Origin of the sequence: Mesorhizobium sp. M7A.F.Ca.AU.002.02.1.1 (assembly GCF_003998535.1) — a bacterium.
Taxonomy (GTDB): Bacteria; Pseudomonadota; Alphaproteobacteria; order Rhizobiales; family Rhizobiaceae; genus Mesorhizobium; species Mesorhizobium ciceri.
The window spans coordinates 1-4,621 of sequence record NZ_RZPB01000498.1; the positions used below are offsets into that span (position 1 = coordinate 1).

Annotated in this window: 5 protein-coding genes; 2 read left to right on the forward strand and 3 right to left on the reverse strand. The window is 62.1% G+C overall.

All coding sequences use genetic code 11. The features are described 5' to 3' along the window. The 3 genes from EN879_RS25075 to EN879_RS25085 all read right to left on the reverse strand — a co-directional run. Window positions 1-1,383, reverse strand: a 1,383-nt coding sequence (locus EN879_RS25075) for a Rieske 2Fe-2S domain-containing protein (RefSeq protein WP_127274314.1), incomplete at its 3' end; no start/stop codon positions are given. Between the two features lie 21 nt (window positions 1,384-1,404). Next, the gene (locus EN879_RS25080) at window positions 1,405-2,298 is read right to left on the reverse strand and encodes an aromatic ring-hydroxylating dioxygenase subunit alpha (RefSeq protein ID WP_013529897.1); all 894 of its coding nucleotides are present in this window, start codon (window positions 2,296-2,298) and stop codon (window positions 1,405-1,407) included. A gap of 29 nt (window positions 2,299-2,327) precedes the next feature. After that, window positions 2,328-3,185, reverse strand: a complete 858-nt coding sequence (locus EN879_RS25085; protein ID WP_032809603.1) for an aromatic ring-hydroxylating dioxygenase subunit alpha — start codon at window positions 3,183-3,185, stop codon at window positions 2,328-2,330. A gap of 250 nt (window positions 3,186-3,435) precedes the next feature. Here EN879_RS25085 and EN879_RS25090 point away from each other — a divergent pair, with 250 nt between their 5' ends. Next, entirely contained in the window at window positions 3,436-4,272 is an 837-nt protein-coding gene (locus tag EN879_RS25090) for a GntR family transcriptional regulator (RefSeq protein ID WP_024505100.1), read from the forward strand. After that, the coding region (locus EN879_RS25095) for a twin-arginine translocation signal domain-containing protein (RefSeq protein WP_127274315.1) at window positions 4,269-4,621 on the forward strand (353 nt) is incomplete at its 3' end. The genes EN879_RS25090 and EN879_RS25095, both read left to right, overlap by 4 nt.

The following is a 4,621-nucleotide window of genomic DNA, read 5'->3' on the forward strand; positions in this document are numbered from 1 at the left end:
GTAGAGATGCATGCCATTGCGATAACCGGCGAGGAGTTGTCGAAGCTCGGCGCCGGTCGCGTCGGGCGAGAGGCCGAGATGCGGCTTCAGCGCATCGCCGAGATGCTTCAGCCGATCGGCAAAGGCGAGGTGTTCCTCGCCTTGCGCGAAATAATGCAGCTCGTGCGCAAGCTCCTGGTTCTTCAGCGCCTGCGCCATGGCGAGCAGCGGCGTGATGCCGATGCCGCCGGCGACGAACAGCGTCTTGATCGCATCGCGGCGCAGCGGGAAGTTGTTGCGTGGCTCGGAAATCGCCAGCACGTCGCCCTCTCGCACCGTCTCATGCATGCATTTCGAGCCACCCTTGGAGTCCCGTTCCAGCTTGACGCCGATGGTGAAGCTGTCGGTTTCACCAGGACCGTTGGTGATCGAATACTGCCTGATCTCGCCATTGGGCATGTGGACGTCGATATGAGCTCCAGGCTGGAACGTCGGCAGGATGCCCTTGATCGGACGAAGCTCGAAGCCTGCGATCCCGTCGGCGGTCTGCCATTTTCTGGCCACGCTGACACGCAGCGCAGCCTTGCGGCCATGCGTGGTCACCTCAGGCATTTCGGCGAGTTCGGCCGAGACCCGTTCGTAGACCGGCTCGAGCGGCGCCGGCGCCGGCGCGTTCGCCACGTCGCGCTCGACCTCGTCGCGCAGCTTGGAAAGCCGCTCATTGTGGTGACGCAGAATGGCAATGCGCGCGGCGCCCTCGGCCTCCTGATCGAGCACGCCGCGGATCACCGAACGGTTGGAATCGACCGGCTGCACGAAGAAAACGCCCTGCGTCTCGGCGCCGCTGGCTCGCGAGCGAAGCGCCACAGCGAAATCCTGGGCGGCTTCGACGAGAATGTCGGCGCCCTCGCCGTCGATCGCTCCGTTGGGTTGAAAGCGATAGGCTCTCAGCCTCTCGACGACTTTGTCGGCCGGCGCGTTGACCGCGATGCCGCGCAAGGCGAGGAGCTTGTCTTCGGCGAGGCCGGCAATCTCAGGCACCTCCCCGCGCGGCTCTTCCGAGGACCAGACCAAGCCATAACGTTCGACCGCCGGAAAAGTGCGGTTGGTGATGGTGCGGGCGGGTGCATCGGCCGGATGAGCCGGGATATAGGTGCAGCCAGCGGTGCGGTTCGAATAACGCCAGCCGTGATACTGGCATTTCAGTTCGCGCCCGTCATTGATGCCGATCGACAGCCTGACGCCGCGATGCAGGCAGCGGTTCTCCCAGATGTTGACGTAACCGTCATCGGCCCGCCACACGGCGAATTCCCGGCCCAGCAACTGGCCGTGGAAAACGTGGCGAAACGGCAAATCATGGGCAGCGGCGATCGGATGCCACCGGCTTCTGGCTTCTTCCAACATCAATCGTCTCCAAAATGTCTGTCAGGCTGCAGCCGGGATGACCCCGTAGGTCACGCCCTTCTGGCTGAGCCAGCGCCGGTAGGCGATGGCCGACTTGTCAGCGCGGATCGGCGTCTCGGCGCGCGGATCGAGCGGCAGGCGCTTCGGCACCTGGTTTTCCAGGATCGGCTTGTCCTGGCCGAAGATCGTCTGCTGGAAACGCTTGATCACCTTGTCTTCATTGTCTTCGTCGAGCACGCAAAGCAGCATGTGGGCGCGCACATGCTCCTGGTCGACCGGCTGCAGGAAGACGGCGATGACATCGCGCCGGGTCTCGTCGACCGGGCTCGATTTATAGAGCACCGAGCAATAGGGATGCGGCACGCGATAGACGTAGTCGACGTCGGCGCCGCCATCGGACGCCGTCGACGCCATCGGCTGGAAGAAGCGGCAGCGCGTGGCCAGGATCTCGTCGCGATCGACGGAGATCTCGACGTCGTATTCCTTGACTTCGGTATGCGGCTCGACGCCGAGTATGTCGGTATGCACATAGGGGAAGTGGCCCATGTCGAGAAAGTTCTCGATGGCGCGTGGCGCCGAGACGTTGACGCCGAACGTTGCCGCATTGAGCTTGCGGCGGTCCGGCTCTTGATATTCGGGGATCGGGAACAGCTCGGCCGGCGGCGACCCGAGCGAAGTCCAGACATAGCCATAGGCGCTTATTGCAGGCAGCCTGTCGGCGGGTGGAATATGGTCAGCCCTTTGCACATCGGGACGCGAGCGCCAGACGACGGGCTCGCCATCCGCGTCCACCGCAAAGCTGAGGCGCTCCTCGAGCAGAACGGTCTCCTGGACGGCGCCGGGAGCAGCTTCCGCGATGGCGCCCACGGGATGCCAGAGATTGAGGATCACGGGATCAGCGCATTTCGTCATCATGTTATCCCTTCAAATACCCTCGGACGTCATCAGATCTGTGCCGGTATCGCACCATAGGTGACCGCCCTGTCACGCAGCCAGCGCCGATAGGAAACCGAGACGGCATCGGCGCGGATCGGCGTCTCGGCGCGCGGATCGAGCGGCAGGCGCTTGGGGACCTGGTTTTCCAGGATCGGCTTGTCCTGCGCGAAGATCAATTGCATGAAACTGCGCACCGTCGCCGCATCCATGCCCTCCTTGAGGTAGCAGAGATAGGGATGCGCGACGCAGTTCTCCTCGTCGACCGGCTGCACGAACAGCGTGATGACATCCAGCCTCCCCTTCTGGATCGGATTGCTCTTGTAGAGCGCCACCGTATAGGGCCGGATCACCTTGTAGATGTACTCGACGACGAACCCTTCCTTCGCGGTCGGCGACGCGATGGGCTGGTAGAATTTGCATTCGGTCGCCAGCACCTCGTCCTGGGGCGTGATTTCCACCTTGTAAGGCACGACCTCGGTATGCGGCTCCTCGCCGAGCCAGCCTGTGTGGATGAAGGGGAAATGCCCCATGTCGAGAAAATTCTCGACGGCGCGAAGGCCCGACACCTTGACCGCGATCGAGCCGCCGCTGACCAGATGTCGATCCGCCTCGTTGGCCTCGGGGATGTAGATGATGTCGCGCCAGGGTTTGTCCAGACAGGTCCAGACGAAGCCATAGCGCTCGGCGCTCTTCAACACGTCGCCGGTATCGTTGCGAACGACTTCGATCTTGTTTGAATGTTTTCGAACGACGAGATCGACCCCAAGCAGACGGGTCGAAAAGGGCACATCCTGGCTGAGCGATTCCTGGTCAGCGACGATATGCCAGTCGTTCAGAAGCTCGCGGTCGACGCAACGGGTTGCCATCGGCATCCCTCCCAACTCGGCTAGCCCTTCACCACGAACCTAGCCTGACGTTTCGCAATGACGAAATCACAAGATTGGATACCAATCAATGATTTTTTGTCAGCCAAAATCATTTTTTGTGTTGACAGACTATGATGATTGAATTCCGATATGGAAAACCTGAACCTGGGATATGGCACATCCCGAAGCGTCATGTCTTCATCATGGAAAGCCTGCTGATCATGTCGTCGCAAAGGCGGAGAACCGTGCCTTGAGCAGCCGCTCCCAGACGATCGCGGACACGCTGACCCGCGCCATCATCGACCATCGGCTGGTGCCCGGCTGCAAGCTCGGCGAGCGCGAGCTTGCCGAGATATTCGATGTCAGCCGCATCGTGGTGCGTCAGGCCCTGATACGGCTCGCCGATGACGGGCTGGCGCAGATCGAGCGCAACCGCGGCGCCTTCGTCGCCAGGCCAAGCATGCAGGAGGCAATGGAGATTTACGACGCGCTGACCCTTGTCGAACAGGGGGTGGCGGCCCAGCTCAGCGATCGCCTTGGCCCCGCCGGATGGGCCGAGCTGCGCCAGCATGTCGAACGCCAGCGCCAGGCAGTCGCCGCCGGCAACGATGCGCTGGCCGACGTGCTCGGCCAGGAATTCCACACGGTGTTCGTGCGCCTTAGCCGCAACAAGGTGATGCAGGAAATCCATGCCCAGCTGGTGCGCCGCACGACGCTGCTGCGCTCGCTCATTTCAGCCGATTTCGACTATTGCAATCTGCTCGACGATCATTCGAGGGTCGTCGACCTCCTGGAAAAGGGCCGCCTGAAACAGGCCATGGACCTGATCGACACGCATCACCGCACCGTGGTGCGCGGCTATATCATGGATCGCGACGTGTTTCCGGAGATGACGCCTGCCGAAGCGCTCGCACCCTATCTCGACGGCAAGGCCGACGGAGCGACGATATCGGCTGGATTGAGGCAGGCAAAACCATCCGGGAATGGCGACGGCGCGGTGCACGCGCACGTCCATCTCCCTAACAAAGACCGGGCATCGACAAGCCGGGCATCAACCAAAAAAACCAACAGAGGGTTACCGACATGAACGACCTGACAAGACGCGGATTCCTGAAATACAGCGGTGCGCTGGGTGCTGCGCTCGGTGCCGGAGGGCTGAGCACGGTCGCCAAGGCTCAAGAGGTGCTCAAGATCGGCGTCGTCTACGTCTCGCCGATCGCCGAAATCGGCTGGACCAAGCAGCACAGCCTTGGCGTCGAGGCGATCAAAGCCGCGTTCGGCGACAAGGCCGAACTCACCGTCATCGACAACATCTTCATGCCGCAGGATGCGGAGCGCATTTTCCGCGAGCTGGCCAGCGCCGGCAACAAACTGATCTTCGGCACCAGCTTTTCGCACGGAACGCCCATGCAGAAAGTGGCGCCGCGGTTCCCCAA

Coding starts and splice junctions, on each gene's coding strand:
- EN879_RS25080 (WP_013529897.1), bottom strand. CDS start 2,298: ATGATGACGAAATGCGCTGATCCCGTGATCCTCAATCTCTGGCATCCC.
- EN879_RS25085 (WP_032809603.1), bottom strand. CDS start 3,185: ATGGCAACCCGTTGCGTCGACCGCGAGCTTCTGAACGACTGGCATATC.